This is a genomic window from Nesterenkonia sp. AN1, from assembly GCF_000582475.1.
GTDB classification, from domain to species: Bacteria; Actinomycetota; Actinomycetes; order Actinomycetales; family Micrococcaceae; genus Nesterenkonia; species Nesterenkonia aurantiaca.
The window spans coordinates 86,342-112,380 of the sequence record NZ_JEMO01000016.1 but is presented as its reverse complement, the minus strand read 5'-3'; the positions used below and the strand labels follow the sequence as shown (position 1 = coordinate 112,380).

The window sequence follows — 26,039 nt, the reverse complement described above, 5'->3', positions numbered from 1 at the left end:
GCGGGCCCATACCGCTGAACAGGGGGGCGTGAATGACGCACCGGGAGAAGGACGTCTTGCTGGGGGCCACCTTCGGCCTGGCCGTGCTGGTGGTCTCGGAAGCGGTGCGCCATCTGCTCGGGCACGACCGGTCCTTGGGCGAGATGGCATGGAGCCTGTGGATCATCCCGTTCGGCGCGATCATGTGGAGCATCGGCGGGTCGGCACGGAGGAGCAGAGCCCTCACTCCCCCGGACGGGGCAGAGGCCGGCAGGCCCTCGGCGTGACGGCGCTGGTGTTCGGAATCGTACTGATCAGCGCCGGTGTGCTGACCACGCTGCTGGCGTTCGCGTGTCGTCGAGGAACGCTGCCACTGAATGCGTTCGTGGGCATCCGTATCCCGTCCACTACCGCCGATGCCGAGACCTGGGTTCGCGCGCACCGCGCGGCCTGGCGCTGGATTGCCATCGCCGGAGCAGGTCCGGTGTTCTCTGGGACGCTTCTCCTCTTTCAAGGCGACGAAAGCGGACTCGCCGTGATCGCCGGGACGCTCTGGCTGCTGGGCTTCATCATCGGCGCGTCGGTCGTCGCCTCCCAGGCCGCTGCGAACGACGGATCCGCCTGAACGGTCCGGGCGTCGCCCTCTTCGCCGGGCTCGCATCAACTGCCCACGCGCACCATGGCGCGACGGCGCACCCGCGATAGCCACCTCACCCGGGTGTCGGCAGGGTGAGGATCTCGGCTCCGTCCTCGGTGATCGCGATGGTGTGCTCGCTGTGTGCGGTGCGGGATCCAGTGGCGCTGCGCAGCGTCCAGCCGTCGGCGTCGGTGCGCAGCGCATCGGTGTCAGCCATGACCCAGGGCTCCAGGGCGAGCAGCAGTCCGGGCTGCAGCTCATATCCGCGACCGGGTCGCCCGGTGTTCACGATGTGCGGGTCCTGGTGCATGGTCGATCCCACTCCGTGCCCGCCGAACTGGGTGTTGATCGGGTACCCAGCATCGCGCAGGACCGTGCCGATCGCGTGCGAGAGATCCCCGATCCGAGCCCCCGGGCCCGCGGCGGCGATTCCCGCCGCCAGCGCCCGTTCGGTGGCCTCGATCATCGCCACGCTGTCGGGCTGCGGCGAGTCCCCCACCACAAAGCTGATCGCCGAGTCCGCGACGACCCCGTCCAAGGACACTGCAAGGTCAAGGGTCAGCAGGTCGCCGTCGGCCAGGGCGTAGTCATGAGGCTTGCCGTGGAGCACCGCGTCGTTCACCGAGGTGCAGATGTAGTGGCCGAACGGTCCCCGTCCGAAGGATGGCTCGTAGGCCACATAGCAGGAGGTGGCCCGTGCCTCGAAGATCATCTCCTTGGTCCAGGCGTTGATCTCCAGCAGGTTCGTCCCCACCACGGCGCGGCGCTTCATGGTCTGCAGAATGTCAGCGACCAGCGCGCCGGTGACCCGGCCGCGAGCCACCCCTGCGGGGTTGAGAATCTCGATCATGAGCCACCCTCGGAGGCTGCCGCGACCCGGCGATTATGCAGATAATTGCGCAGGCACCCCGGGAGCGCGCCCAGCACGATGAAGAACGGACCCGCGGCGCGACCATAGGCGTCGCTGAACACCCAGGCACTGGCCAAGAACAGGATGAAGGCCAGGAGCCGCAGCACCGCGACCTGAGGAGGGTTGTTCGGCGGCCTGCCGAAGAAGAACGGCAGTCGAGTGTCAGGATTCACACTCCGGAGCATGTCGAAGGACGCGGTGAACAGCACCGCGGCTATGACCCACAGAATGATCGCGATTAGCTCCATCGGATCATTCCATCGCCCCAGGTTGCCTGAGTCAATCCTCACGTCAGTCCGAGCAGCTGCGGCCGCACTCGTAGAGTAGCGGGATGGAATACACCGCAGCACCTATGGAGGTCCGCAGACCGTGAGCAGCCGACCCAAGCGCGCACCCGCGCAACAGGCTGAGCGGGAGAACGCCGCAGAACGCCTCGCAGCACGGCTGGATCGTCCCATGGGCATGCTCGGCATCCTGTTCCTGTTCGTCTTTCTGGGTCAGATGCTCGTCACGGAGCCGGGTTGGAGCCGCGCGTTGAGCGCCGCCGGCTGGATATTCTGGTCCGTCTTCGTCGCGGAGTTCCTGCTGCGCGCCTACGTCGCCGGGTTCCAGAAGGCGTTCTGGCGACGCAACTGGTGGCAGGTGATCTTCCTCCTGGTGCCGTTCCTGCGGTTCGTCCGGGCGCTGCAGGCCGTACGGGTGCTCCGCCTGACGCGGGTCGCCCGGGTGGGCGGGATTCTCTCTGCCGGGGTCCGCGGCTCCCGGTCCGCCGGACGGCTGCTCACCAGCCGCATCGGCTGGCTGGCGGCTGTGACCGCCGTCGTCGTGCTGGCCGCGAGCCAGCTGCTCTACGCCTTTGAATCCCACAGCGACTACACCAGTGCGCTCTATGAGGCGGCCCTGGCGACCGTCACCGGCACTGGGATCAGCACCCAGGACCCTTTCTCGAAGGTGGTCCAGCTGGTGCTCGCGGTGTACTCCGTGGGCGTGTTCGCGACGCTCGCCGGTTCCGTCGGCGCGTACTTCCTGCGCGGTGAGGCGCCGGTGCTTCCTTCGACCCAGGAGGAGCCAGCCGCTGACGAACAGGGCTCGACCGAGCTCAGCGACGCGGAGTTCCGCTGAGGTCCTGGTAGGCCGTGGGTTCGAGCGATTCGCCGGAGGCCCTCAACGTCTCGGCCCCCGGCACACGATCGGTGTTCTGCGCGCTCACAGCGAGCCAATTGCCGTCGCCGTTCTCTGGGGCTTGACGCTGGAGGGTGAAGCTGATCACCCCCTGCCGGGGGCCCGGGCTTGTATCCGGGGCTTCCCGGGGCGCGGGGGTCTGACCGGTGAGCGTCCACAGCGCATGAACGACGGCGACACTCTCCCCCAGATCACGCACCCGGACCTGGTCGAGCTGCATCTGCGAGCCGCCGAAGATCTTCGCGAATCCGTATTCGTGGGCGGTGCGGATCCGTCTGCGATTGGTCCACCAGAGCCCCACCACGTTGACGAAGTCAGCGTCCTCGACGAACAGCGCGGCCAGAGCCTCGGCGTCGGCCCTGTTCCAGGCCTCGGCGAAGCCTTCCGCGATGCCGCCGGGGGTGTTGATGCCGAGGTGCTTCCGGGTCATCATCATTCCCACAAGGTGGGTGCGGGTTCGAGAAGCTGCGCTCCGTTGTTGCGCACATTGCCGACCGCAGGATCCACCTCGTAGATCTCCCAGGCGGAGGCGACCTCGGTGATCTCGCCGCGCAGCTGTTCCAGCAGGACCTCCAGCTCCTCCGGGGTCTTCTCCCCCGGGTGGATCCAGGTCGCCGCGAACTCCGCCGTCATGGCCAGCGGGATGCGGTCATGCAGCGCCCCGAGCTCGCTGAGCACGCCGTCCTCGGTAATCTCTGGGGATGGGCCGGTGAGGATGGTGCAGGACAGGATCCAGGGGTCGGATTCACCGCGGGCCTCGGCCTCCTGGTCCTTCCACCACTCGTAGAGTCCGGCGAAGATCAGGGGGGAAGCATCGGCGGAACGGATCACGTGCGGCCGCTTCTTCGCTCCACCGGCTTTCCACTCGTAGTACGCCTCGGCGGGGACCGCGCAGCGCCGCGCCTTCGCCGCCGATCGGAAGCTGGGCTTGGACGCCACCGTCTCGGAGCGGGCGTTGAAGGTGCGGGAGCTGAAGCTCATGTCCTTGGCCCAGACCGGCAGCAGCCCCCAGCGGGCTGGGTGGAGTTCACGCAGCGGCGCCCCAGAGTCGTCATAGCGCTCCACCAGGATCGGCACCGTAGAGGTCGGGGCGGTGTTCCAATTGGGCTTGAGTTCGAAGGCCGGTGGCTGAACGGGTCCCAGGCGCGCCCGGTTCAAATCATCGGCCAGGTCACCGGTGTCCTTGGCCATGACATAGCGTCCACACATGGTCTGAGCTTGGCAGACGCGGGGGTGCAGGGCAATCGGCTTGGGCCCTGCAGTTCCGGCGCGACGCGGCCGTCTCACCCGTCCGCGCTGCACCGAGTCGGCGCGTCATCTTCCCGAGGATCCAGTACCTTGTCAGCGGTCGGGCCTCCGCTTGAGTCGGACGAAACCGGCAAGGGCCCCGAGGGCGAAGATTGCGAGCCAGACCAGGAAGACGTGTCCGCCTGACAGCCGGAGGTCCTCCGGAGCCAGCAGCATCCATCCGATGTGCAGGATTGCCGGGATGGCGACGAACGACTGCCACGTGGTCCAGAACTGCTGCTTCCGCGAGGCTCGTGTCTGGGAGTGTTCAAGGATCCTCAGTCCGAGCTGGACCAGGTCCAGGGGTGATGCTGGTCAGGTCAGGACCCCGCTGGGCGAGGCTTCATCGGCGCAGCAGCAAGCTCGCGGATCGGATCGCGCGCCGTCGTTGAAGCAGTTTGTCGCATCGCTATGCCATGTCCCATCGATATTTCCGTCCATAGCGATGGGACATGGCATAGCCGTGCGATAAACGCCGGACGCCGTTCAACTCCAATGCGATTCTTCTCTCCGGCGCGCTGGCGCAACCCTGGGGGCACTTGGGGCGTCACAGAACTCCAGAGAAGCCCACGCGCATATACCTTTGAGACTGCGAAAAAAGCGGAGCAGCAGCATCTGACCTTCTAGAAATCGATGCTCCGACCAGCCCCAGGCAAGACCACGGCCCCTTTCACCACTGAATCGGTAGAAATCGACCAGCAGCCCTCCGAGCTGACTCATCACGACGCACGAAGAACTGGTATCTCGACATGACATCCGCCACACCCGATACGAAGTCTCCCTTCCTCAATTTCGTAGCGGCCGAATTTCGTAGACGCGGCTCCCAGCATCGCCGCGACCTCTCGAACAAGACCTACGTGCACCAGCTGCTCTCGGAGAAGACGCTCGGCGGAGAACGAATCGGACTGCCTCAGCAGTACGCAGTGCTGACCTCCACTGCACAGATCACCGCGGAGCTGCTCGGTGACCGCATCGCACTGAAGTTCGCCAATGGCTGGTCGGCCAAAGGCGTCATGCTGCTTGAGCGCCTCGGCGATGACCGCTACTACGACCACATGGCGTCGCGTGAATGGACCCTCGAAGGTATTCGCGGGAAGCAGGACGCAGTAGCGGCCAAATTTCCCGGGAAGAAGGCCGAATGGATCGTGGAAGAGCTGCTCCGCGGGATGCAGCCCGGCGCGGTGCCCTTCGACTACAAGTTCTATATGTTTCAGGGACAGATCGGCATGGTCGCCCAGATCGACCGGAACTTCTCACCTCCACGCATGGTGAAGCTGGACGGGGACCTGAAGCCATTCGTCCCCGGGCGGGACTACAAGTTCCGGCCCTCGGACATCCAACCCGGAGTGCCGGTGGTCCCGCGCTCGGCGGTCATGCTTTCACGGTGGGCCATCGAACTTGCCAAGATGACCGACGCCCCGTTCGTGCGTGTCGACCTCTACGACACCGAAGACGGCCCCTACTTCGGTGAGTTCACGTTCTCCTCCGGGGCAGAGTTCAAGAAGACCGTCACCTACAGCGACGAGGTGCTCGATTACTTCGATGCGTTGTTCGCCGACGCGGAGAGGACCCTCCGGGGAGAGGCCGTCGAACCACCGCAGAACTGGAGCACATTGCTGCAGTCCACCAACGCTGAGGTGCTGGCCTCACACCCACGGATCAGCCCCGCGCGCTATCAGCGCATCGCCGACTTCCTCTATACCCGAGGCAGTCTCGGTGGATTTCGGCTGGCGCGCGCTCAAGAGAAGCTGCTGGAAGAGGGTGGAGACGCCGCGGTCAATGAGTACCTCGCTCAGGCACATAAGTCCGCAGGTCGCCGGGCATTGGCTCGACGACCTCAAATTCCATCGGCCCTGCACAAGGTCACGCGGAGGGTCAAGAGGAGGCTCCGGAAATAGTCCACGGCAGCTCCGGCCTGACCGCGGACAGGATATGGCGATCTCGTCGAGATCTATCTTCCCACCGGAGAGATCTATAGGCTTGAAACAATGACACATCCCACAGAACAGTCGATCTCCGAGGCCGGTCTGAGCCGGCGCGTCTCGATTCCACTGTTCGTGCTCCTGGTCTTCGGCGCGCTGCCCGCACTCCTCTTCGCCCCCCTCGGGGTCGGTGTCAGCCTGCTCGCGCTGGTGGGAGTGATCGGCGCTGCGGTCGCGTTCTCCCGGGTCAAGATCGTCGCCGGTGATACGGGCCTGAGTGCCCGGTGCATGGGAATCTTCCACGTGAGCTTCGCGTGGGACGAGATCCTCTCGGTCCAGGAGGGTCCCGAGACCGGGGTCCTGGAAGGGGCCGGCTATCGGATTCTCCCCGGTGGGAAGGTGGGACTCCTGGTCGGTGGTCCAAGCGTCGAGGTTCGTGATTCAGGCAAGACCTATCTGCTGAGCGTCCGCGATTCTCAGCGAACGGTGGAGGAGATTCGCCGACACCTCGCGGCCGCGAACTCGTTGCTTTGACCACCGCCGTCTGACCTGCAGACCTCCTCCTGCGTCCAGGACGAGACGCCCCTGACCATCGACCAGGAACTCCACTGATGCTTCCCTACCTGCTGATGATCATGGTCGTGATCTTCTACGCGGGGAACATTCTGGTCGGTGAGGCGCTCAATGACCTCCCGCCGCTGACCATCGCGTTTGCGCGGCTCGCCGTCGCGTTCCTGTGCCTCGCGCCGCTGGCAGCCCGAACCGCCTGGCGGTCCCGAGCACTGTTCCTCCACGAGTGGAAGCCGCTGCTGCTGCTCACCCTCACCGGTGTCGCGTTCTTCAACACCTTCATCTACGCGGCCCTGCAGTTCACCTCCTCCACGAATGTCTCGGTGCTGGAGACCCTGATCCCCGCACTGACCCTCGCGCTGAGCGCCCTGGTCCTGCGCGAGCGGCTGCGGATCCTTCAGTGGAGCGGCCTGGCGCTGTCGATCCTCGGGGCGCTCTGGGTGATCACCGATGGGCAGATCTTCGCCGTGACGCAGCTGCAGTGGAACATCGGCGATGGCATCATGCTCGGAGCGGTCGCCTCCTGGGCGGTCTACTCCATCGCTGTCACCCGATACCTCAGTCTGTTTCCCACCTTCGGCGTGCTGTTGGTCATGACCGGGCTCGCTGCGATGATCCTGGCGCCGTTGGTGGCCCTCGAGTGGATGGTGCTCGGGCCTCCGGCGTTCAGCCCGACCGAGCACCTTCCTGGTCTGCTCTACCTGGGGGTCTTTCCAGGACTGCTCGCGCTGCTCTTCTACAACCGCGCGGTCCAACAGCTCGGTGCCGCCCGGGCGTCCAGCTTCTTGAACTTCCTCCCGGTCGCCACCATGGCCGGAGCGGTGCTGTGGCTCGATGCCGAACTGACACCAGCCAAGGTCACGGGCGCGCTGGTCGTCGTGCTGGGAGTCTCGATCACCACTCGGGCAGGTCGGCGACCCTCGCCTCGGCCAAGCCCAGCTCCTGGATCAGCCCACCCCAGCAGCCCGAATGAGACCCTGAGAAATTGACAGCACACGCGGCCCTCGGCTTGACCCTGCCCTTCGCCACGGGGCTGGGCAGGGCGACGGCCAGGTCCGATTCCCGCTAGCTTTCTCTGCGGCTGAGATGTGGAATGGAGCACATGGATCAGGACGAAGTCTTCGAGCGCCGCTACCGGGCGGTGAAGTCTCGGGACCACCGCTTCGACGGGCAGTTCTACACCGCGGTGTCCTCCACGAAGATCTACTGCCGACCCTCCTGCCCCGCCCAGACTCCGAAGCCGGAGAATGTCACCTTCTACTCCACCTCTGCCGCCGCCCACGAACACGGCTACCGGGCCTGCAAACGCTGCCTGCCCGAGGCCGCCCCGGGCACCCCGGAGTGGAACACCCGGCAGGATCTGGCCGGCCGGGCCATGCGGCTCATCCGCGAAGGCACGATGAACGACGGCGGCGTAACAGCCCTGAGCACCCAGCTCGGCTACAGCAGCCGGCACCTGCACCGGACCCTGAGCGCCGAGCTGGGTGCGGGTCCGCTCGCCCTGGCCCGGGCTCACCGGATCCACCTGGCCCGCAGTCTGCTGGTCGGCACGTCGCTGCCGATCACCGAGATCGCGTTCGCCGCCGGGTTCTCCTCGGTGCGTCAGTTCAATGAGACCGCACGGGCGGTCCTCGGCGCGACGCCCCGAGAGATCAGGACGCGTGCGCAGCACCGACCCGGGATCAGCGCCGCTCCCCTGGCAAGCGGAGTCTGTGACTCAGCTGGAGCTCAACAGCTGTCGCTGCGCCTGGCTCTGCCGGTGCGGGAGCCCTTCAACGCGGTGGAGCTCTTCACCTTCCTGGCCGAGCGTGCGATCCCCGGTGTCGAGGCCACCAGGCTCGACGACGAGGCGCTCACCTACGCGCGCACCCTGCGGCTGGCCCATGGGCCGGCGGCCCTCCAGGTCACGGCGACTCCGACCGAGGGCCTGGCTGAGCCGCAGTCCGTGCGCTGGCGGCTGCACCTGGAATGTGAGCTCAGCGCCTGGGCGGACATCCCGGCGATGGTGGCGGTGGCGCGCCGGCTCTTCGATCTCGACGCGGACCCGGCTGCCGTCGGTGCCGCCCTCGCGGAGGACCCGGTGCTGGCACCTCTGGTCGCCCGCTCTCCCGGGCTGCGGATCCCAGGCACCGCCGATGGTCCGGAGTACCTGGTCCGCGCCGTCGTGGGCCAGCAGATCTCGGTGTCGGCCGCCCGCACCCAGCTCAGTCGGCTCGTCGATGCGCTGGGCACCGAACATGTGTCCTCCTTCCCGGGGCTGTCCCGACTGTTCCCCACCTCGGAAGAGATCGTGACCGGGGTCCCCGCGCCGCCGGCGCGCACCGGTCCCGGTCCGAGACCGGTCCTGGATCCGGAACGGCCGCTGCGACTGCCCGCACGCTCCATCGCCACGGTGCGCGCCGCCGCGGCAGCCCTGGCCAGCGGAGAGCTCACCGTGGACCAGGGAGCAGACACCCGGGTGCTGCATGACCAGCTCACCGCCATGCCGGGGATCGGGCAGTGGACCGCCTCCTACCTGATGCTGCGCGTCCTCGGCGACCCGGATGTCTGGATGACCGGCGACGTCGTTCTGCTCAACGGTGCCAAGCGGCTCGGCCTGCTGGACCCGGAGCTGAAGAAGGCGGCCGCACATCGAGCTCTGGAATCTCATGCCCGAGGCTGGTCGCCTTGGCGGTCCTATGCTGCGATGCACCTCTGGCAGGCGGCCACCAACCTGCCCGATCAGACTCAAAAGGACGGTAGATCATGACAACTCGCAACTACAACCTGAACCATGTCAGCTTCACCACAGCTGATGGACCTTTCAGTGTGGTGGCTGATGAGCATCACGTCCTGGCCTCTGGTTGGACCTGGGACATCGGCGCCCTGGTTCAACTGATCCACCCTGACCTCCGCGGAGCCGCTTCAGAGGTCCGGGCCGGCTCGAAGGTTGACCCGCATCCGGTGCTGGACCAGGCGGCTGAGGCGGTGGCGGCCTACTACGCCGGTGACGTCACCGCCGTGGACCGTGTGCCGGTGAGGCAGCGCTCCGGGCCCTTTCGCGAACAGGCCTGGGAGGCGCTGCGCCAGGTCGCGCCGGGCGCGCCTGTGACCTATGCCGGGTACGCGGCCCGCGCAGGCCGCCCGAGCGCGATCCGGGCCGCGGCCGGTGCCTGCGCGATGAACGCGGCGGCACTGTTCGTGCCCTGCCATCGGATCGTCCGCACCGACGGTGGGCTCGGCGGCTTCCGCTACGGGGTGCAGATCAAAGAGAGCCTGCTGCGGCGGGAGTCCGTCCCGGCACCGTCTCCCCACGCAGATCCCAGGCGCGGGTCGCCTGCACGGTGACCGCTCGGGGTCCGGTGCGCCGAATGGTGCCCTCGGCCATCAGCATCTTCGCCGCGAAGAGACATTCCCCGGTGTTGCGCTGAGCCTCCTCGAAGAAGCTCAGGTCCACGCAGCCGGTGCCGTCGTCGAGGGTGATGAACACGACCCGTTTGCCCGAAGCCATCGGCGGGGTCTGGGTGGCCACCCGAATCCCGGCCACCCGGACGGTGGCGCCGTTGCGCAGCGAGAGCAGGTCTTCGGCGAAGGTGACTCCGGCAGCCTGCAGCACCGGGTGATGGAAGTCCATCACGTGGCCACTGGTGTCCAGGGAGGTCAGGTCCAGCTCGGTGGTGACGATCTCCCGGGCCGCCAGCTCCCCCGCCCCGGTGGGCATGTTTGCGATCTCCACATCACCGATGGGCAGGGCCAGCTGCCCCTGGACCTGCCGGGCCGGCAGCTTCTTGGCGTACTCCAGGTTGGTGGACTCCACCCACTGGATGAGGTCCTTGCGGTGCTTCCGGCCCTCGGGCAGCAGGCAGTCCAGGGCACCCACCTTGGCCAGATCGCGCAGCGTGGAACGTTTCAGCCGGGCCCGGTCGCGCAGGTCCGCCAGGGAGGCGAAGGGCTGCTCCGCCTCGATCCGGCGCAGCTCGGCCTTGGATATCCCCTTCAACCCGATCAGCGACATCCGGATCCCCCACACCGGCAGCCCCGCCACCGAGGTCGCCTCCACGTGATAGCTGCTGGTGGAGCGGTTGACGTCCATCGGCAGCAGCGGGATCTTCAGCCGGCGGGCCTCGGAGACCAGCAGCCGCAGCGGGTACATGCCGGGGTCATGTTCGAAGAGTCCACAGAGGAAATGCGCGGGGTGGTGGGTCTTCAGCCAGGCCGACTGGTAGGTGGGCACCGCGAAGGCCGCCCCGTGGGCCTTGCAGAAGCCGAAGCTGCCGAAGCTGAGCAGGATCTCCCAGACCCGGTCGATCACCGCAGCGGAGTAGCCGCGCCTTTCGGTCTCCGCGCGGAAGAAGGTCTCCACCGGCCCCGACCTGTCCTTGCTCATCGCGCGGCGCAGCTCATCGGCCACGTCCAGGCCGCAGCCGGTCATGGTGTCGAAGATCCGCAGCACCTGTTCGTGGAAGACCACCACCCCGTAGGTCTCATCGAGGATCTTCGCCAGATCCGGGTGCGGGTAACCCACGGTCTCGTAGCCGTGGCGGCGCTCCAGGTAGGGCTTGACCATGCCGGAGCCCATGGGCCCGGGGCGGAACAGCGAGATGTCCACCACGAGGTCATTGAGCGTCTTGGGCACCAGCTTGCCGATCAGCTCGCGCTGCCCGGGGCTCTCGATCTGGAAGCAGCCCAGGGTGTGGGTGGACTGGATCATCGCGAAGGTCGCGGGATCGGCATAGTCCACGTCTTTGACCATGTCGATCACCTCCCCTGTGGTGCGTTCGAGCTCGGTGAGCGCGTAGGCGATCGCCGACTGCATCCGCACGCCCAGGATGTCGAGCTTGATGAACCCCATCGGGTCCATATCGTCCTTGTCGAACTGGCTCATCGGCAGCCCGTTGACCCCGGAGCGCTCCACCGGGGTGAGTGTGAGCAGGTTGTTGTTGCCCAGGATCACGCCGCAGGGGTGGGTGGAGATGTGCCGAGGCAGCCGGTCCAGGCGTTCAGAGAGGTCCACCAACAGGTCCAGCTGCTGACGCCCGGAGCCACGTTCGGTCTCGATCCGCTCGGCCAGGCTCTGGAGCTCGGGCTTCTCCTTCAACGCACGGCGGAACTCCCGGGCCGGGAAGCGCCACATGATCTCCGCGAGCTGGTCGATCTCCTCCTCGGGGAGCCCCAGCGCGAGCCCGGCGTCGCGGACCGCGCCACGGATCCGGTAGGCGTTCTGCATGCTCATCAAGGTGACCCGCTGGGCGCCGAAGCGCTTGAAGACCGCCCGATAGATCCGATGCCGCTCGGAGGACTCCACATCGATGTCGATATCGGGCAGGGTGGAGCGTCGGCGGGAGAGGAAGCGCTCGAAGATCAGTCCGTGCTGCAGCGGATCGATGGGGCTGATCCCCAGTGCGTGGACCACCAGGGAGGAGACCGCCGAGCCGCGGGCCGCGGCGCGGACCCCCATCTCGCGGATCAGCCGGGCCACCTCGGCCACGGTCAGGAAATAGGGGGCGAAGCCGAGATCGGCGATGATGCTCAGCTCGTGTTCCAGACGCGCCCGGGCCGGAGCCTCGCTGTCCTGCTCTGCCCCGCCCTCTCCACCCACGCCCTCCTGGTCCGGATACCCCTGGTCCGGCTCCCCTTGTTCCGGATCCTCCTGGGTCGCGCTCGCTCCAGCCGCGCTCTCCTGGGCGAGCATCTCCGCCAGGCCTGCTTCGCAGCGGGCTCGCAGCTCCTGATCCGGATCGCCCTCGATCCCGATCACGGAGGTCTCAGGCACCTTGGGCCGGCCCCAGCCCAGATCGGCGACCGGATCCAGCTGGCACTGGCGGCCCAGCGCCTCGGTGTTGGTCAGCAGCTCCTGGGCCGGTATCGGTGTGGTGCTGGCCGCGCAGATCTCCGCGGCCAGGGCCTTCATCGCCGCGGCCGGCTTCAGCCAGCCCTGATCGGTGGGCTGGAGTGCAGTGGTGCTGTGCAGGTCCGAGAGGACCCGTACCGCGTCGAGCACATCCGCGGTGGCGGCCTCGTCGGTGCTCAGCAGTCGCACCGCGTTGGTCAGCACCGGTGCCACCCGGCTGACCTGAGCCGCGCTGAGCATTCGGACCGCATGGGCGGTGGACAGCGCCTCCCCCGGAGGTGCCAGATGGGACACCACCTCCACTCGCAGCGATTCGCCGAGCGCCTCGCGCCACTGGCGCAACAGCGCTCGGGTGCCGCGGTAGTCCCGAGAGGCCGCGGCGACACCGATCTCGCTCTCCGGCCCGGCGAGGACGAACAGACGACGACGCACCTCGCCCTGCCCCGGGGCGGCACACTCGGCCAGCTCCTGCAGACTCACTCGGGCGGCCTCGCCCTGTGGGCGTTCGTGGGCGCGGGAGATGAGCTGACACAACGCCGCATACCCACCGGAGGCGTTGCTGGCGAGCACCACGGCCCGACCACGGTCCTCCACGGCGAGACTGACCCCGATGATCGGGGCGATGCCCAGGTCGATGCACGCCCCGAGGTGCTTGACCGCCCCGTAGAGTCCGTCCCGATCGGTGATGGCCAGCGCCGTCATGCCATCCGCCGCAGCCGCGGCCACCAGCTCCTCAGGGCGGTTGGTGCCGTAATGGCTGCTGAACGAGCTGGCCACATTCAGGTGGGTGAAGGTCAATGGACCCGCACCAGACGCCAACGCCCAGAGGCCAGGTGTCGACTGACATCGATGGTGTGCACCTCGGCGGTCTCGGTGCGAGAGGTGGCTTCGAGCTGGACCTGCAGCCGCCAGATCTCATGAGCCACCAGCCCGGGGCGCCCCCGCTCGGCGCGGGGCTCCTCCAGCCACCAGCTGCGCCGCTGATACCAGCGCACAGGGGCTTCGACCACGAGATGCCTCCGCTCTTTCCAGATCACCCGATGGGGCAGGAACTGCTCGTCACATTCAATATCAATGGATTCAGTGAGCGTCACCGCTCCGCGGCGAGGTGCTCGGTCGGCTTCGGGGCGAATAACAGTGGGCATGGGTAAGCTCCCTCTTTCATGTCTCCAAGAGATATGACGAAGCCGATGGGAAGCCCGGAGGCCTCATCGTATTCGAACATACATTCGATAGCAACAGAGGTGAGCCTAGGGTGGGGCACGGACACGGATGACTGCACGTCGGTGGGCCCGCCTGAGATGGCGTCAGGAGTTCGATAGGACCAAAGACTCTTTATTTCACGACGAAAAGCGATCAGAGTGTGCTTAATAGATATGGCCTCTTGACCCATCCGTGCGTGTGATCAGATCGAGGATATGCAATGCAGTCATACGCCGGTGAGACCACATGGCCAGTGGGTGATGTCTACGGGCCAGACGCGGCGCTTTCGTCCTTCTTCGAGAACTACGTCCAGTTCAGGGGCTACTCCACCCGCTCGGAGTTCTGGTGGCCCTTCCTGTTCCTGACCCTCGTCCATGCCGCCATCGGGATGACGGCCATCATCACCCTCAGCACGCTGTTCGCCGAGGATATGGTGGCCGACGCGCAGGACCTGTTCGGGATCACGGGCTTCTCCCCCAGTGTCTGGCTCGAGGGCTTCGGCGCGGTCTTCGCCGCCGCCATCCTCGGCCTGCACCTGCTCATCGCGGTGCTCACCATTCCCCCGCTGCTCGCCGTCACCTGGCGCCGGCTCCATGACTCCGGGCTCCCGGGGTCGATGTTCTTCCTCGGGTTCATTCCGATCATCGGATGGTTCGTGGTGATGATCCTGCTCATGCGGGCCTCCGCCCCGGAGAAGCACCACGCAGAGTTCTCAACTTCCTGGTACTGACGTCATCGCCCCGGCATGGACCTGGCCTGAGCCCTGACCCGGATCGGCGAGCGGGCCGGCGAGCGGACCGACGAGCGGGCGGTGAGGACGATCGTCGGGATGAGCACGGCAAGCCACGGCAGGGCCCATAACCACAGTCCCAGAGCAAGCAGCCCCAGCTTGAAGAGCGCGATCCCGCTGAGGCCCAGGAGCCTGCGGCGTGGGTTGCGGGAGAGCGCCAGCACCCCGATCGCAGCTTCACAGCCCACGCCCACCACGGCGCCCCACACCCGCGGGCGCGTCCCGAAGGTGCGGTCCCACAGATCGTGGAGCACGCCGAACCGCCACGGGGAGAGGTCCGCGAGCCAGGTCCCGAGCATCGGGTAGACCTCAGGCCTCACGGTGACCAGGACCGTGTTGATCGCTGCGCCGCTCAGCATCATGGCGCCTGCCACCGTCGAGACGCGCCTGGGCCAGCGCGGAGCCACAGCTGAGGCGGGGCCGGTCACCTCGTGGCGAGGAGCACCAGCGGCGCGAGGGCCGCGAGCGGCCGCCCGCTCAGGCCACACGGGAGCTCTCCGGCAGCCGCTGGGCGAGTTCGGCGCCCCATTTCCTGGCTCGGTCGATCTCCCCGGGCAGCACCGGCCCCTCATACCCCTCGACGTAGAAGCTCTCCGGCTTCGCGAGAAGAGAGGCACCGTGGCTGCGCAGCAGCTTCGCGGCCTTCTTGCTGGCCGCACCCGGAAGGTTCGGGTGGCGGACATGGGTGTCGAACACCGCGACCGGCAGGTGGAGGTCACCGGCGGCGCCGATCCACTCCCGAATGCCGGTGTCCCCGGGGTGCCCGCCCCGTCGAGCGGCCTCTTCGCGAGTCTGCGGTCGGCTCAGCCCGAAGGCGTGGGTCGGGGCGCCGAGGACGAGCAGGTCAGCCGTGATGGTGTCAGCAGGTGGAGCGAAGCTGACGTCGAGGATCATTCCGACATCAATGGCCGAGACCAGTCCCTCCGCCACCGCCTCGGCGATGATCTTGGTGTTTCCCCACGCGGACTCGTAGACGATCACAGCATCCATGACGTCACTCTCCTTTCAGGGGCCATCGTCTCGCCGCCGCTGGGGAGTGCGCCAGGACCTTAAGTCCCTTTATTCAGTGACAGCTGCGGATACCCTGCGACTCAGCCGACCCCGAGGGCCTCCTGGATGGGTCCTGAGACGAAGTAGAGCACGAACAGCGCGGCGGTGACGTACATCAGCGGGTGCACTTCGCGCCATTTGCCGCGGAAGACCTTGATGGCCACGTAGCTGATGAATCCGGCGCCGATGCCGTTGGTGATCGAGTAGGAGAACGGCATGACCACGATGGTCATGAAGGCGGGGATCGCCATCTCCACATCGGTCCAGTCGATCCGCACGATCTGCTGCATCATCAGGAAGCCCACCAGCACCAGCGTGGCCGAGGCAGCCTCGGTGGGGATCACGGCGGCCAGCGGAGCCAGCACGATGGTGGCCAGGAAGAGCACGCCGGTGACCACGTTGGCCAGACCGGTCCGGGCGCCGTCGCCCACGCCCACGGTGGACTCGATGAATCCGGAGTTCACCGAGGTCGAGCCCACGCCGCCGCCGATGGTGCCGACCGCGTCGGCGACCATGATCCGGCGCGAGTGCGGGATCTCGCCGTCGGCGTCCTTGATCCCGCCGGCGTTGGAGACGCCCACCATGGTGCCCAGCAGGTCGAAGAAGTTGGCCAGCAGCAGGGTGAAGATCGCGAGGGTGGCCGCGACCACGCCGATGCTCTGCCAGGAGCCCAGCAGGTTGAAGTCACCGATCAGGCTCAGGTCCGGCATGGTCAGCCAGTCCTGGTTCAACGTCGGCACGGTCAGACCCCAGCCGTAGGGGTTCTCGGTGCCGTCTGCGGCGGTCTGCGGACCGATCCGGAACACCGATTCCAGGGTGATCGCGAGCACCGTGGCGCCCACGATCGAGTAGAGGATCGCGCCGCGGACCTTGGCCGCCCACATGGCGAACAGCGCAAACATCGCGATGAGGAAGATGAAGATCGGCCAGCCGTAGAGCGATCCGCCGACGCCGAGCTCCAGTCCGGTGCTTCCGTTGTTCTGGATGAAGCCGGCGTTGACCATGCCGATCAGGGCGATGAACAGCCCGATGCCGACGCTGATCGCGATCTTCAGCGCGCCAGGGACGGCGTTGAAGATCGCGGAGCGGAACCCGGTGAGCACCAGGACCAACAGGATCACGCCCTCGATGACCACCAGCCCCATGGCATCGGCCCAGGTCATACCGGGCAGCACGACGATGCCGTAGGTGATGAAGGCCGAGAGCCCCAGCGAGGAGGAGACCGCCATCGGGAACTTGCCGATCACGCCCATCAGGATGGTCATCAGACCTGAGATCAACGAGGTCGCCGCCGCGACGGCAGGCAGGTTCGGCTCCGAGCCGCCGCCCAGGAAGTTGCCGGTGGAGTCGGCTGAGGCGCCGATGATCAGCGGATTCAACACGATGATGTAAGACATCGCGAAGAAGGTGGCCAGTCCGCCGCGCACCTCCCGGCCGATGCTCGAGCCGCGGGCGGTGATGTGGAAATACCGGTCGAGGCTCCCGAGCTGCCGGGGTGCGGAAGTCTTGGAGGCGGGGATCTGAGTGCTCACGGAGCACTACCTTATTGCCCCGTGCGTTGTTCCGACCAACGGACCTCACCAGACGAGACCGGAGTCACGCCGAGACCGGCTGCTCCTCCGCGCGGACCAACATCTTCGGGGCACCCATGACCAGGAGCCATACGGGCAGGACCACCACACACAGGACGGCCAGGACCGAGATGTCCCCGACCACGACGACGGCGATGAACAGTGCGATCCACCCGTCGCGGCTCTCGGCGAGCACGGCTCCGAGCACCCCGCAGGCGAGCGCGAGGCTCAGCGGAAGCTCCGGGAGCAGCGACTGCGCCACAAGTCCCACCGTTGCCCCGAGGAAGACGGCCGGGAAGATCCGGCCACCGCGGAAGCCGGCCGTGGCCGCGACGAGCAGCGCGCACAGTTTGACCGCCACGATGAGCATCAGCTCTGTGGTGGTGCGCTCCCCCGCGTCTCGGATGAGATCGGCCATCTGTCGGCCTCCCTTGAACAGGGTCACCGGGCCGCCGAGCGCGCCGAGACCACCGAGCAGGACTCCGCCCAGGGTGGTGTAGAGCAACGGGCTGCGCAGTCTGCGGAAGCTCGCATGCAGCGGGGTGAACACGGCGGCTCCGGCGAGAATGACCAGCGCGGCGGCACAGGCGACCACGGCGCCGAGCAGCAGGTCCGAGAGCTGCGGCGCCCCGAGCGGTTCTATCCCGGTGGGTCCGAACTGCGGGCCGTCGAGCATCCGCATCGTCAGCGATCCGGTCGCCGCAGCGAGGAGCGGCAGGAAGAGCCGGTCCCAGAGCGCGCCCCCGCCGGTGGCCGCGGCCACCACACCGGTCAGCACCAGCGCGGCGGCCACCGGCGTGCCGAACAGTGCGCCGATGGTTCCTGCACCCGTCATCAGGACCACGAGCTTCACCTCGATCCGCGGCCAGAACCGGACGGTCAATGCCACCAGGATCGCGGTGTTGATCGCGATGATGGGTGATTCCGGGCCGAGGCTGACGCCCCCGGCCAGCACCAGCAGACTCACCAGGAGGAGCCCCGGCACGGCGGACAGCGGCAGGGGCGGGGCCAGGAGCTCCACGGTCGCGGAGTCGCGTCCCCCACGACCTGGGACGAACGTGCAGACTGCTCCGACCGCAAGTCCGGTGGCGCTCAAGACCGCGAAGATCCACCAGCCCGAGTCTGGATCGAGGCCGAAGAGTCCGGGGAGGTCCACCCAGAGGACGTGTTCCAACAGATGCGCGGTCTCCTCCACCAGGAACAGGCTCAGGGCCGAAACGGCGCCGACCAGGATCGCCGGGACCGATAATCGCAGAAGCCCGGCGACGGTCGGTGCTTCTTGTCCGTTCATCCCAGGCATCGTCGTGACGTCCTTCTATCCAGGATCTCCGGTGTGGCTGGTCAACGACAGCATCGGGATCAGCGCAGAGCCTGCCGGATGTTCTTCTCCTCGGTGCGCTTGTCCCACCAGCGCTTGAGCACCAGGTACCCGAGGATCCAGGTCCCCAGGGCCGTGACGATCCAGACCACCAGGGGAGTCAAGATCCAGGCCATCGGGGTGGAGAGTGTAAGACCGTCCGTCACAAGGGTCGCCACCCAGACGGCCAGCAGGGTGGAGACCAGGCCGACCGCGCCGAGGATTGCGGAGGCGTATTGACGGGCCATGTTGAACACGAATGGCCCCAGGACGGCCTGCGCCAGGACGAAGACGACGACGGCGGTGACGAATCCCACCGGTTCGAGGGTGACGCCGTCGATCAAGGTTCCGGCGACCAGCATCGCAACGGCGGCCATCACCACATTGATCGCGGCCTGAAGCAACATGCGCACCATGACAGGCTCTCTTTCGGGTGCGGCCGTCTGGATCCCACTGGCCGGAACCCTGCTGTGGAGAAGGTGACACGGACCCAGTCGATGACTCCATCAGAGACCCTGGCGGGCACCAGGTCAAGAGATGTCGGCTGATGGGTCACCAGGCGTGGCGCGGGCACCACGCCTGGAGAGCCTGCGGCCAATTAGAGTGGTCCCATGAGCTTCCTGATGCACGAGCGCCACCTGGGCGGCCCCCGATCTCCGCGCAAGACCCTGCCACTTGCGGTCGCGGCCTCCGCCTTGGCAGTTCCGACGCTGGCAGCCCTCTCGGTGGTGGCACTGGACCTGTTCAAGCATGGCCAGCGCAAGGAGCGGAACGCGCCGCGCCCAGGAACGTTCGACACCGAGGTCGAAGAGTCCCCGATGCGCATCTACACCGACGGTGAATCGCTCTATGGGGACATGCTCGAAGCCATCGAATCGGCCGAAGACGTGATTCTGATGAAGACCTACATCTGGAAGAACGATGAGGTCGGTCAGCAGTTCATCGATGCCTTCAACGCGGCGGCTCGTCGCGGGGTGAAGGTCTTCATCATCTATGACGGATTCGCCAATCTGGTGGTGTCACACTCCTTCTACGCGCAGCTCGATGCTGACATCCAGGTCTTCCGCATGCCAGCGGCAGGAAGAAGCTTCTGGAAGGCGCCCATCCGGTCCACCGGCTTCAACCACTCCAAGATCCTGGTCGTCGACGACGAGGTCGGTTTCGTCGGTGGGTACAACATCGGCTCGCTCTACGCGAAGAAGTGGCGCGACACCCACCTGCGCGAGGTGGGCCCCGCCGTCTGGGGGCTCCGCCAGACGATCGCTCGGCTGTGGAACGAGGATCGCGCCGTAGAGGATCAGATCCGATGGATCGCCCCGGACAGCTGGGATCCCTCGGTCCGCGTGGTCGCCAACCTCCCGGTGGACCTGGTCTACCCGATCCGGAACATGTATCTGAAGGCCATCGAACGGGCCAACGAGCGGATCTGGATCTCGACCCCCTACTTCATCCCGGACCAACAGATCCTGCGGGCCTTGAAGCTGGCCGCGGAGCGCGGCGTGGATGTCCAGGTCATGGTGCCCAAGGATTCCAACCACGTCCTCGCCGACTGGGTGTCCCGCGGCTTCTTCAGGGAGATGCTCGACTCGGGCATCTCCATCCTGCTCTACGCGAGCAGCATGATGCACTCCAAGACCGCGACGATCGACGGCGAGTGGTCGACGATCGGCACCGCCAACATCGACAGACTGTCCCTGTCGTTCAACTACGAGTCCAATGTCGAGGTCATCGATCCAGGGTTCGCCTCCGAGATGGAGAAGGTCTTCAAGAGCGACCGTGAGCACTGTGAGGTCGTGAGTGCCGATACCTGGCGTGAACGCCACCCGATGGCGCGCGCCACGGAGTGGGCGCTGATCCCGCTGCGCCCGGTGCTCTGAGCTTCGGAGAGTTCACACCCCGTTTCGCGCAAGAAATTTTAATTGCGCAGGGCAACTGCCTCAATCCGCGTCATGGCAGGGATGCAGGCCCACCGCGGCCGTTCCACCATCGCCGAGACCCAGGCGTGGCGCACGGATCCTGTTGACGCGCACCTTTTGTTCAGGCTAGTTTCGGTAATCGTGGAGCTTGAAAATCCCCCATACCTGCAGGTCAGACCAGCCTCGATGGCATTGAATCGCATCGACGCTGATGCGCGGTCAGGGATTTCTCCTGCAGGCGTGTGAAGAATTGTTCGACGCCGCCACTCCCCGTCCCCGCCGACCGGCCGCTCAGGAGACCCCATGACTGACTACGCGTATGACACTCCACCGAATGCACCTGTCACCGGGCGCCGTCTCCTGGTGGTCCCAAGGCCTGCATCGCGGCGTTCTTCAAGAACTACACGCAGTTCAAGGGCTACTCCACTCGCGGAGAGTTCTGGTGGCCCTGGCTGATGCTCTTCCTCATCCAGTGGGTGATCATCATCGCCACCGCGATCCTCGTCTCCACGTCCTTCTCGGACGACATCGTCACCGAGGCCTACAACCCAGCAGGCCAGCCGGAGTTCTCCTACCAGATCTGGTTCGAAGGCACCGCCGGCGCGATCGTCGCCATCGCAGGATTCCTGATGCTGCTGATCTGGGCCGCGACCATCTCCCCGCTGCTGGCCGTGACCTGGCGTCGCTTCCACGACACCGGACTGCCCGGCCCGATGTTCTTCATCTCGTTCATGCCAGTCCTCGGCGGAATCATCTTCCTGATCCTGATGGCTCGCGGATCCAAGCCGGAGAAGCGTCGCCCGGAGTGGGACGCACCTGAGATCGCGCAGCCCTGATTCGTCACGCTCAGGATCGCTCGTGATGACCGGTGAAGAGGACCTGCGCGTCGCCTATGGCCGGCGGGCCGCCGAGTACTCTTCCCTGCTGGGCACCGTCACACAGATGGATCCCCGTGATCGCGAGAGGATCACAGCGTGGGCCGGTGAGCTTCCCACCGGTCCGGTCCTCGACGCGGGATGCGGTCCGGGCCATTGGACCGCCCACCTGCACTCGCTCGGCGCCGACATCTCTGGCCTGGATCTGGTGCCAGAGTTCATCGGCCATGCGCGGGCCCGGTTCCCCGGCGTGCCGTTCCGAGTGGGGTCGATGACTGCGCTTGAGGTTCCCGATGGCTCGCTGGCCGGGATCCTGGCCTGGTACTCCCTGATCCATACTCCCCTCCCGGTCCTGCCCGTGCTTCTTCAGGAACTCCACCGAGCCCTGAGGCCGGGTGGGAGGCTGCTGATCGGCTTCTTCGGCGGGCCCGACGCAGCGGTGTTCGCCCATGAGGTCAGCGCAGCGCACTCCTGGTCGACCGCGGCGATGCGTCAGCGGCTGGAGGGGGTTGGATTCACGGTTCTCGATGCCGAGGACCGAGAGGACCCTGGGCGTCGAGCCCACGTCTCGATCATCGCGGAAAGACCGGCCAGCACCTCAACGAGCTGAGGTTACTTGCCGTTGCGGAAATCAACACATAGACTTTCCGTTATGGAAAGACACTCTGCCGACACCTCCCCCCAGGACGCCGCCCAGACCTTGGAGACCTTGACCGATGACCGCGAGCGCCTGGCGTCAGCCATCCAGGTTCCTCGAGCACTGTTGGCGGCCTTCGGCTGCCTCGCCGCCTGGTGGGTCTCCACTGCGGCCGGCACCACCCCCGGCGAGAACTACGAACCTCCCGCCTCTGGCTGGCTGGCCCTGGTCGGGATCCTGGTGATCCTCCACCTGATCCAGCGCGAGACCGGGCTGCGGCTGCGCACCGTGGGCTCACGCGCAGGCTTCGCGGTCGCCAGGATCATCACGGCGTGTCTCGTGCTCTTCAGCGTCTCTCTCGGCCTCGTGGCCTCCGGCATGATCTGGGCGGTGGCCCTGACCAGTCTGATCGCCTTCGCGACGACCGCGTGGCTCGCCGGTATCGCCTACCGCTCGGCCGTGGACCAGCTGCGGCATGGCTGAGGCCAGATTCGACGAGACCATCCACGCCCCGGTCCGACTGCGGATCTGCGGACTGTTGCGCCCGGTCGAGGAGCTCGACTTCGCGGTGCTGCGCGACAGCTTGGAGGTCTCCGACGCCACACTCTCCAAACACCTGAAGACGCTCGCCTCCGCGGGTTACGTCTCTTCCAGGAAGGCCTCCTCAGCGGGACGTGGAGACTCCCGGCAGATCACCTGGCTCTCGCTCACCAATGCCGGGCGTTCGGCCTTCAACGCGCATGTGCAGGCGCTGCAGGAGATCGCAGGACCCACAAGGCCCAGCTGACTGAGATCAGCGGTCTGCGGCAGACCTCCCCAGGTCAAGCCCGAAGCGGACCCCGGTGAGCTCCTCGGAGGCCTCCCAGAGCCGCTGCGCCAGCACAGGGTCACTGGCCCTGGCGGAGCGTCCGACCAGGCTGGGGCTGCCGTGCAGCTCCCACCGGCCGTCGGGGCCGACGTAGCTGGCCCCTGGGAGGTCCTGGGTGGCGGCGAAGAGCGTGGGCACAGCACCTTCTTGGCTGGTCTGCGCCAGAAGCCGTCCTGCGAGGTTCACGGTGGCGACCAGCGGTCTGCTGCGCCCACGGATTCCTAGATTGGTGGCGGAGTACCCGGGATGCGAGGCCAGCGAGCGCACCGCAGAGCCGGACTGCCGCAGTCGACGTTCCAGTTCCAGGGTGAACAGCAGATTCGCGAGCTTGGACTGCCCATAGGCCTCGGCGAGCGAGTACCGGCGGGTGCGCAGCGCGAGGTCCTCGAAGAAGATGTCACCGGCCCGGTGCGCTCCGGAGGCCAGCGTGACCACCCTGTCGCTCAGATGCGGAAGCAGCAGGTTCGTCAACGTGAAGTGCCCCAGGTGGTTGGTGCCGAACTGCAGGTCGAATCCGTCCTCGGTCACCGCGCCCCGCCCACCGGCGACCCCCGCATTGTTGATCAACAGATCGAGCCGGCCGGTCCAGGACTGGGCGAAGGCTCTCACCGAGGCCAGGTCCGCCAGGTCCAGTCGACGAACCTCGGTGCTGCCGGACATGGTCGCCGCAGCCACGCGGCCGCGAGCGGTGTCCCGCACACCAAGCACCACATGAGCTCCAGCGTGGGCCAGTGCGGTCGCCGTCGCCAGCCCGACGCCGCTGTTGGCTCCGGTGACCAGCGCGGTGCGACCGTGAAGCACCGGGAGATCTGCCGCGGTCCAGCTCTGCTTGTTCATGGCCCGAGCCTAGTCAGTCCGGTCTCAGCTCCGTCACTTGTGCCGCGAGATCAACCCCGGCGACGCGCTCAGGGCACCCAGGTATAGCGGTGCTCCGGCCGCCCGGCCTGTCCGTAGCGCAGGGTCAGCTCCGCCCGGCCTTCTGCGCACAGGTGCTCCAGGTAGCGCCGGGCGGTGACCCGGGCGATCCCGGTGGCCTCGGAGACCTCGACGGCGGAGACGTCGCCCTCTCTCGAGCGCAGCGCCTCCGCCACCCGTTCAGCCGTGGCCGGGGTCAGCCCCTTGGCCATGGACCGTGACGCCATCGGGCGCATCATGCCGAAGAGCGCGTCGACGTCGTTCTGGGTCACGGTGGACATCGCGGCCATCCGCTTGCGCGCCGCGGCGTAGCGTTCGAGCTGGTCGCGCAGCTGGCGCAGCGGGAAGGGTTTGATCAGGTAGTGCAGCGCACCCATCGCCATGGCCGTGCGCACATGTTCGACGTCGCGCAGCGCGGTGATCATCACGACGTCGATGACGCCGACATCCCGCAGCCAGGTCGCACTCCGGAGCTCCTCGAGCACCGCCAGGCCGGTGCGGTCGGGCAGGAAGAGGTCCAGCAGCACCAGACCGGGACGGTGTCGGCGCACCGCCTCCAGTGCCTCGGCGGCGGTGTGCGCGCTGGCCACCACGGTGAAGCCGGGCATCGAGTCGACGAGCTCACGATGGTTCCGGGCCACACGCACGTCGTCGTCGACGATCAGCACCGGAATCGGGGCGGGGGTTCCGGGCCCGCCGGAGGTCGTCCCAGCAGGGGCGTTCATGCGCTGATCACCTCGGCTCGCACCGGCAGATAGGCGCAGAAGGTGGTCTCGTCCTCATGCTCCACGCTCACCGAGCCGCCGCGTCGCATGCAGGCCTGGTGCACCAGCGCCAGGCCCAGGCCGCGGCGACCTTCCTGGTCCTTGGTGGAGCGTCCGACGCTGAAGATCTCTGCGGCGATCTCAGGGTCCAGGCCGGGGCCCGAGTCGATCACCCGCACCTCGACCAGCCCGTCGGTGATCCCACCGTGGTGCCGGACCATCAGCTCCACCCGTGCCTCCGCGAGCGGGCCCGAGATCGCGGCGTCCATGGCGTTGTCGATCAGGTTTCCGATCACCAGCAGCAGGTCATCGCGCAGGTCGTGGGGCTGGTCTGCGGGCAGCTGAGAAAGTTCGGAGAGGCTGAACTGCACCCCACGTTCGGCGGCCTGGACGGACTTGGCGAGCACCAATGCCGCCACGGTCATGTCCTGGATCCGGGCGGCGATCTGGGCATCGGCACCCGAGGTGGCCAGGGAGAGCTCGGAGAGGTAGTCCTGGGCCTGATCCACGCCGCCGAGCTCCAGCATCCCCGCGACGGTGTGCAGCCGATTGGCGAACTCGTGCCGCTGGGCCCGCAGCCCGTCGGTGACGGTGCGGGCGCCGTCGAGCTGGTCGCTGAGCCGGGTGAGCTCGGTGCGATCACGCAGGGTGACGACGACGCCGCCGTCGTCCTCGCGCAGGCGCACCGGCCTGCGGTTGCAGACCAGGATCAGCCCGTCCACGCTCAGCAGCAGATCCTCCCCCGGCTCGGGCCCGGTCAGCACCGTCTGCGCCTCGGCGCTGAGTCCCAGCTGTGCGGGCGTGCGCCCGAGATGATCCACCGGCAGGCGCAGCAGGTGCCGGGCCGGGGTGTTGGCCAGCACCACGCGGCCCTCCCGGTCCAGGCCGATCACGCCCTCACCGATGGCGTGCAGCAGCGCCTCTCGACCATCGAGCAGCGCGGTGATCTCCCGCGGCTCCAGGCCGTGGGTGTCCGCGCGCAGCCTTCGGGCCAGCATCCGGGCGCCGATCGCGCCGATGCCTACGGCGAGCGCCGCGGCCCCCAGGATCAGCGGGAGCTCCTGGAAGGAGGCGAGGCGGACCTCGGAGGCGAGGATACCCACTGAGACGAAGCCGATGACCTCACCCCCGTCCTCGGTGATCGGCACTCGGGCGCGCATGGTGAGCCCGGCGTGGCCGTGCTCCACCCCGGTCCAGGTCTCTCCGGCCAGCACCGGTGCCGGATCCAGCTCGGGGCGCCCGCCGATGGCCGCCGGGTCGGGGTGGGACTGCCGGATGCCATCGGCATCGGCGATCATGATGTATTCATACCCGCTGGCGGCCCGCAGCGTCTCGGCCCAGGGGGCCAGGATCTCGGCGGGGTTCTCGGTGCGCAGCGCGTCCTGGACCGTGTCCATCACGGAGACCGATTCCGCCATGGTCAGCACCCGCTCCGCGTACTGTGCGCGGACCTCCAGATACTGGTGCACCCCCCAGAGCAGGCTGACCAGGGTCACCGCGCCGATGAGCAGCATGATGTTCCAGCGGAAGAGCCGACGGACCAGGGAGACCTCACCAGTGGTGGGCGCCTGTGATGACCGCACGGACACTGCTGCCTCCTGATGCTGCGGGTCTGGGCTGATGGTTCACGGATCATTCGCCGCGCAATGCCGTGATCGAGACCAATATGACCAATATTGCGCGCAGATGCACAAAACTGTGGGCCCGGTCACATGCGTTCCATGCTGTCACGTGGCTCACATTTTTGCCGCTGATCGATCCCCACACCCGCATCGA

At 67.0% G+C, this 26,039-nt stretch carries 28 protein-coding genes; 14 read left to right on the top strand and 14 right to left on the bottom strand.

Translation table 11 applies throughout. The annotated features are described in order from the left end of the window. Positions 1-32 precede the first annotated feature (32 nt). Both BG28_RS15670 and BG28_RS15665 read left to right on the top strand, forming a co-directional pair. Positions 33-266 carry a hypothetical protein gene (locus tag BG28_RS15670; RefSeq protein WP_036476114.1) on the top strand — a complete coding sequence of 78 codons (234 nt, stop codon included), beginning with the start codon at positions 33-35 and terminating at the stop codon, positions 264-266. Continuing rightward, positions 263-604 carry an SdpI family protein gene (locus BG28_RS15665; RefSeq protein ID WP_036476113.1) on the top strand — a complete coding sequence of 114 codons (342 nt, stop codon included), beginning with the start codon at positions 263-265 and terminating at the stop codon, positions 602-604. The genes BG28_RS15670 and BG28_RS15665 overlap by 4 nt, the downstream gene beginning before the upstream one ends. 85 nt (positions 605-689) lie before the next feature. On the opposite strand, the gene map is transcribed toward BG28_RS15665, so the two are convergent. Further along, on the bottom strand, positions 690-1,466 hold the full coding sequence (gene map, locus BG28_RS09470; RefSeq protein ID WP_036476111.1) for a type I methionyl aminopeptidase: 777 nt from the start codon (positions 1,464-1,466) through the stop codon (positions 690-692). Next, a complete protein-coding gene (locus tag BG28_RS09465; protein ID WP_036476109.1) occupies positions 1,463-1,774 on the bottom strand; it encodes a hypothetical protein in 312 nt (103 codons plus the stop codon). The genes map and BG28_RS09465 overlap by 4 nt, the downstream gene beginning before the upstream one ends. Positions 1,775-1,895: 121 nt before the next feature. Between BG28_RS09465 and BG28_RS09460 the strand changes: the two genes are divergently transcribed. Beyond that, positions 1,896-2,648 carry a hypothetical protein gene (locus tag BG28_RS09460; RefSeq protein WP_051501261.1) on the top strand — a complete coding sequence of 251 codons (753 nt, stop codon included), beginning with the start codon at positions 1,896-1,898 and terminating at the stop codon, positions 2,646-2,648. Here the strand turns inward: BG28_RS09460 and BG28_RS09455 are convergent. After that, positions 2,626-3,138: an SgcJ/EcaC family oxidoreductase gene (locus tag BG28_RS09455; protein ID WP_235181063.1), complete on the bottom strand. Its 513-nt coding sequence runs from the start codon at positions 3,136-3,138 to the stop codon at positions 2,626-2,628. The genes BG28_RS09460 and BG28_RS09455 overlap by 23 nt on opposite strands. Before the next feature lie 2 nt (positions 3,139-3,140). Continuing rightward, complete coding sequence (locus tag BG28_RS09450) at positions 3,141-3,917, bottom strand: SOS response-associated peptidase (RefSeq protein ID WP_036476103.1); 777 nt, start codon at positions 3,915-3,917, stop codon at positions 3,141-3,143. 827 nt (positions 3,918-4,744) lie between these two features. On the opposite strand from BG28_RS09450, the gene BG28_RS09445 reads away from it, so the two are divergent. The 5 genes from BG28_RS09445 (at position 4,745) to BG28_RS09425 (ending at position 9,814) form a co-directional block, all read left to right on the top strand. After that, complete coding sequence (locus BG28_RS09445; protein WP_084479611.1) at positions 4,745-5,893, top strand: ATP-grasp fold amidoligase family protein; 1,149 nt, start codon at positions 4,745-4,747, stop codon at positions 5,891-5,893. Positions 5,894-5,983: 90 nt separating this feature from the next. Further along, positions 5,984-6,451: a hypothetical protein gene (locus BG28_RS09440; protein ID WP_036476099.1), complete on the top strand. Its 468-nt coding sequence runs from the start codon at positions 5,984-5,986 to the stop codon at positions 6,449-6,451. A 77-nt stretch (positions 6,452-6,528) separates the two neighbouring features. Further along, entirely contained in the window at positions 6,529-7,476 is a 948-nt protein-coding gene (locus BG28_RS09435) for a DMT family transporter (protein ID WP_051501260.1), read from the top strand. A gap of 113 nt (positions 7,477-7,589) precedes the next feature. Next, positions 7,590-9,236: a DNA-3-methyladenine glycosylase 2 family protein gene (locus BG28_RS09430; RefSeq protein WP_084479620.1), complete on the top strand. Its 1,647-nt coding sequence runs from the start codon at positions 7,590-7,592 to the stop codon at positions 9,234-9,236. Then, positions 9,233-9,814: a methylated-DNA--[protein]-cysteine S-methyltransferase gene (locus BG28_RS09425; protein WP_051501259.1), complete on the top strand. Its 582-nt coding sequence runs from the start codon at positions 9,233-9,235 to the stop codon at positions 9,812-9,814. The genes BG28_RS09430 and BG28_RS09425 overlap by 4 nt, the downstream gene beginning before the upstream one ends. Here the strand turns inward: BG28_RS09425 and BG28_RS09420 are convergent. Together BG28_RS09420 and BG28_RS16270 are read right to left on the bottom strand one after the other, a co-directional pair. Next, positions 9,732-13,115 (bottom strand): DNA polymerase III subunit alpha, encoded by a 3,384-nt coding sequence (locus tag BG28_RS09420; protein WP_051501258.1) that lies wholly within the window; start codon positions 13,113-13,115, stop codon positions 9,732-9,734. The genes BG28_RS09425 and BG28_RS09420 overlap by 83 nt on opposite strands. After that, positions 13,112-13,327: a hypothetical protein gene (locus BG28_RS16270; protein ID WP_235181061.1), complete on the bottom strand. Its 216-nt coding sequence runs from the start codon at positions 13,325-13,327 to the stop codon at positions 13,112-13,114. Before BG28_RS16270 ends, BG28_RS09420 begins: the two co-directional genes overlap by 4 nt. A gap of 413 nt (positions 13,328-13,740) precedes the next feature. On the opposite strand from BG28_RS16270, the gene BG28_RS09410 reads away from it, so the two are divergent. Further along, entirely contained in the window at positions 13,741-14,250 is a 510-nt protein-coding gene (locus BG28_RS09410) for a DUF805 domain-containing protein (protein ID WP_036476092.1), read from the top strand. A 2-nt stretch (positions 14,251-14,252) separates the two neighbouring features. Here the strand turns inward: BG28_RS09410 and BG28_RS09405 are convergent, their stop codons facing one another. From BG28_RS09405 to BG28_RS09385, 5 genes are all read right to left on the bottom strand, one after another. After that, complete coding sequence (locus BG28_RS09405) at positions 14,253-14,672, bottom strand: hypothetical protein (protein ID WP_036476090.1); 420 nt, start codon at positions 14,670-14,672, stop codon at positions 14,253-14,255. Between the two features lie 115 nt (positions 14,673-14,787). Next, positions 14,788-15,300 (bottom strand): flavodoxin family protein, encoded by a 513-nt coding sequence (locus tag BG28_RS09400; protein WP_036476088.1) that lies wholly within the window; start codon positions 15,298-15,300, stop codon positions 14,788-14,790. A 101-nt stretch (positions 15,301-15,401) separates the two neighbouring features. Continuing rightward, positions 15,402-16,892, bottom strand: a complete 1,491-nt coding sequence (locus tag BG28_RS09395) for an NCS2 family permease (protein WP_036476086.1) — start codon at positions 16,890-16,892, stop codon at positions 15,402-15,404. A 64-nt stretch (positions 16,893-16,956) separates the two neighbouring features. Next, entirely contained in the window at positions 16,957-18,222 is a 1,266-nt protein-coding gene (locus BG28_RS09390; RefSeq protein WP_235181060.1) for an ion channel protein, read from the bottom strand. Between the two features lie 68 nt (positions 18,223-18,290). Beyond that, entirely contained in the window at positions 18,291-18,704 is a 414-nt protein-coding gene (locus BG28_RS09385; protein ID WP_051501256.1) for a phage holin family protein, read from the bottom strand. A gap of 195 nt (positions 18,705-18,899) precedes the next feature. Between BG28_RS09385 and BG28_RS09380 the strand changes: the two genes are divergently transcribed. The 5 genes from BG28_RS09380 (at position 18,900) to BG28_RS09360 (ending at position 22,503) form a co-directional block, all read left to right on the top strand. Continuing rightward, positions 18,900-20,165 (top strand): phosphatidylserine/phosphatidylglycerophosphate/cardiolipin synthase family protein, encoded by a 1,266-nt coding sequence (locus BG28_RS09380; RefSeq protein ID WP_152539265.1) that lies wholly within the window; start codon positions 18,900-18,902, stop codon positions 20,163-20,165. Positions 20,166-20,584: 419 nt separating this feature from the next. After that, positions 20,585-21,040: a DUF805 domain-containing protein gene (locus BG28_RS14460; protein WP_084479609.1), complete on the top strand. Its 456-nt coding sequence runs from the start codon at positions 20,585-20,587 to the stop codon at positions 21,038-21,040. A gap of 25 nt (positions 21,041-21,065) precedes the next feature. Further along, positions 21,066-21,689, top strand: a complete 624-nt coding sequence (locus BG28_RS09370; protein ID WP_036476079.1) for a class I SAM-dependent methyltransferase — start codon at positions 21,066-21,068, stop codon at positions 21,687-21,689. 42 nt (positions 21,690-21,731) lie between these two features. Continuing rightward, a complete protein-coding gene (locus BG28_RS09365) occupies positions 21,732-22,199 on the top strand; it encodes a hypothetical protein (protein ID WP_036476068.1) in 468 nt (155 codons plus the stop codon). Then, positions 22,192-22,503, top strand: coding sequence for a transcriptional regulator (locus BG28_RS09360; RefSeq protein WP_036476066.1), 312 nt, complete (start codon positions 22,192-22,194; stop codon positions 22,501-22,503). The genes BG28_RS09365 and BG28_RS09360 overlap by 8 nt, the downstream gene beginning before the upstream one ends. A 6-nt stretch (positions 22,504-22,509) precedes the next feature. Here BG28_RS09360 and BG28_RS09355 read toward each other — a convergent pair whose 3' ends face one another. The 3 genes from BG28_RS09355 to BG28_RS09345 all read right to left on the bottom strand — a co-directional run bounded on the left by BG28_RS09355 (position 22,510) and on the right by BG28_RS09345 (position 25,852). Beyond that, a complete protein-coding gene (locus BG28_RS09355; RefSeq protein ID WP_036476063.1) occupies positions 22,510-23,421 on the bottom strand; it encodes an oxidoreductase in 912 nt (303 codons plus the stop codon). Between the two features lie 68 nt (positions 23,422-23,489). Then, the gene (locus tag BG28_RS09350; RefSeq protein WP_051501254.1) at positions 23,490-24,224 is read right to left on the bottom strand and encodes a response regulator; all 735 of its coding nucleotides are present in this window, start codon (positions 24,222-24,224) and stop codon (positions 23,490-23,492) included. Further along, positions 24,221-25,852 (bottom strand): sensor histidine kinase, encoded by a 1,632-nt coding sequence (locus tag BG28_RS09345; RefSeq protein ID WP_051501253.1) that lies wholly within the window; start codon positions 25,850-25,852, stop codon positions 24,221-24,223. Before BG28_RS09345 ends, BG28_RS09350 begins: the two co-directional genes overlap by 4 nt. Positions 25,853-26,039: the final 187 nt, after the last annotated feature.

What these genes read in the sequence shown, in the direction of transcription:
- BG28_RS09400 (WP_036476088.1), bottom strand. Translation starts at nt 15,300, where the DNA reads ATGGATGCTGTGATCGTCTACGAGTCCGCGTGGGGAAACACCAAGATC.
- BG28_RS09370 (WP_036476079.1), top strand. Translation starts at nt 21,066, where the DNA reads ATGACCGGTGAAGAGGACCTGCGCGTCGCCTATGGCCGGCGGGCCGCC.
- BG28_RS09390 (WP_235181060.1), bottom strand. Translation starts at nt 18,222, where the DNA reads ATGAACGGACAAGAAGCACCGACCGTCGCCGGGCTTCTGCGATTATCG.
- map (WP_036476111.1), bottom strand. Translation starts at nt 1,466, where the DNA reads ATGATCGAGATTCTCAACCCCGCAGGGGTGGCTCGCGGCCGGGTCACC.
- BG28_RS09365 (WP_036476068.1), top strand. Translation starts at nt 21,732, where the DNA reads ATGGAAAGACACTCTGCCGACACCTCCCCCCAGGACGCCGCCCAGACC.
- BG28_RS09405 (WP_036476090.1), bottom strand. Translation starts at nt 14,672, where the DNA reads ATGATGCTGAGCGGCGCAGCGATCAACACGGTCCTGGTCACCGTGAGG.
- BG28_RS09410 (WP_036476092.1), top strand. Translation starts at nt 13,741, where the DNA reads ATGCAGTCATACGCCGGTGAGACCACATGGCCAGTGGGTGATGTCTAC.
- BG28_RS09465 (WP_036476109.1), bottom strand. Translation starts at nt 1,774, where the DNA reads ATGGAGCTAATCGCGATCATTCTGTGGGTCATAGCCGCGGTGCTGTTC.
- BG28_RS09350 (WP_051501254.1), bottom strand. Translation starts at nt 24,224, where the DNA reads ATGAACGCCCCTGCTGGGACGACCTCCGGCGGGCCCGGAACCCCCGCC.
- BG28_RS09385 (WP_051501256.1), bottom strand. Translation starts at nt 18,704, where the DNA reads ATGGTGCGCATGTTGCTTCAGGCCGCGATCAATGTGGTGATGGCCGCC.
- BG28_RS09360 (WP_036476066.1), top strand. Translation starts at nt 22,192, where the DNA reads ATGGCTGAGGCCAGATTCGACGAGACCATCCACGCCCCGGTCCGACTG.
- BG28_RS09355 (WP_036476063.1), bottom strand. Translation starts at nt 23,421, where the DNA reads ATGAACAAGCAGAGCTGGACCGCGGCAGATCTCCCGGTGCTTCACGGT.
- BG28_RS09445 (WP_084479611.1), top strand. Translation starts at nt 4,745, where the DNA reads ATGACATCCGCCACACCCGATACGAAGTCTCCCTTCCTCAATTTCGTA.
- BG28_RS09450 (WP_036476103.1), bottom strand. Translation starts at nt 3,917, where the DNA reads ATGTGTGGACGCTATGTCATGGCCAAGGACACCGGTGACCTGGCCGAT.
- BG28_RS09425 (WP_051501259.1), top strand. Translation starts at nt 9,233, where the DNA reads ATGACAACTCGCAACTACAACCTGAACCATGTCAGCTTCACCACAGCT.
- BG28_RS09435 (WP_051501260.1), top strand. Translation starts at nt 6,529, where the DNA reads ATGCTTCCCTACCTGCTGATGATCATGGTCGTGATCTTCTACGCGGGG.
- BG28_RS09440 (WP_036476099.1), top strand. Translation starts at nt 5,984, where the DNA reads ATGACACATCCCACAGAACAGTCGATCTCCGAGGCCGGTCTGAGCCGG.
- BG28_RS15670 (WP_036476114.1), top strand. Translation starts at nt 33, where the DNA reads ATGACGCACCGGGAGAAGGACGTCTTGCTGGGGGCCACCTTCGGCCTG.
- BG28_RS09430 (WP_084479620.1), top strand. Translation starts at nt 7,590, where the DNA reads ATGGATCAGGACGAAGTCTTCGAGCGCCGCTACCGGGCGGTGAAGTCT.
- BG28_RS09455 (WP_235181063.1), bottom strand. Translation starts at nt 3,138, where the DNA reads ATGACCCGGAAGCACCTCGGCATCAACACCCCCGGCGGCATCGCGGAA.
- BG28_RS09380 (WP_152539265.1), top strand. Translation starts at nt 18,900, where the DNA reads ATGAGCTTCCTGATGCACGAGCGCCACCTGGGCGGCCCCCGATCTCCG.